The following is a 769-nucleotide window of genomic DNA, read 5'->3' as shown; positions in this document are numbered from 1 at the left end:
AAGATTTGTCACATCTATGAAATCGGCCTTTATTCATATAAATTGAGTCCAAAAACCAGTATACTAATCAATGTCCATATTATTCGAAAGTATATGAGTTTTTGAACGATGCCATGCACTGTGAGACCAGTTTTATGAAGTGGAACTGGGGGAGAGTGCGTATTTGATGCAATAAAGCAGATTAGAAAGGAGTCAAAACATGACTAAAGTGGGCTATGCGCGGGTCAGTACCCGTGATCAGAACTTGAATAGTCAAATCGATACATTGAAAGCGGTCGGGTGTGAGCGTATCTTTTCGGAAAAGGTCAGTGGGCGCAAATATAACAGAACCGAATTGGATAACTGTCTCGATTACTTGCGATCGGGCGACACCCTGGTCATCACGAAATTGGATCGATTGGGCCGCACCACAAGACAACTAATCGATTTATCCCAACATCTTGAAAATAATAATATAGAGTTGGAAATTATTGATATGAACATTAATACAAGAGATGCGATGGGAAAAATGTTCTTTACCATGATGAGTGGCTTCGCAGAACTGGAAGCGAATCTACTCAGTGAAAGAACAAAAAAAGGATTAGATGCGGCTCGTGCACGGGGCCGAGTCGGGGGACGCCCCCAGATTACGCAAGAAAAAGTAGCAATGATTGTCTCACTCTATCAGAGCAAACAGCATTCTATTAATGAGATCATGAAGCTGACAGGGGTATCAAAGGGGACCATATATAATGTGATTAATCGACATAAGCTGAACATTTAAATTGAT

Annotated in this window: 1 protein-coding gene; it reads left to right on the top strand. The window is 40.8% G+C overall.

Translation table 11 applies throughout. The annotated features are described in order from the left end of the window. Positions 1 to 199 precede the first annotated feature (199 nt). On the top strand, positions 200 to 763 hold the full coding sequence (locus tag ACFFLE_RS11165; RefSeq protein ID WP_380572280.1) for a recombinase family protein: 564 nt from the start codon (positions 200 to 202) through the stop codon (positions 761 to 763). The last annotated feature ends 6 nt before the right edge of the window (positions 764 to 769 follow it).

The sequence above is a fragment of the Salinicoccus siamensis genome, assembly GCF_042429615.1.
Classification (GTDB): domain Bacteria; phylum Bacillota; class Bacilli; order Staphylococcales; family Salinicoccaceae; genus Salinicoccus; species Salinicoccus siamensis.
The sequence above is the reverse complement of the archived record's forward strand: the minus strand, read 5'-3'. Positions and strand labels throughout refer to the sequence as shown.

Excerpts from the sequence above, each read along its gene's own strand:
- ACFFLE_RS11165 (WP_380572280.1), top strand. The coding sequence starts at position 200 with ATGACTAAAGTGGGCTATGCGCGGGTCAGTACCCGTGATCAGAACTTG.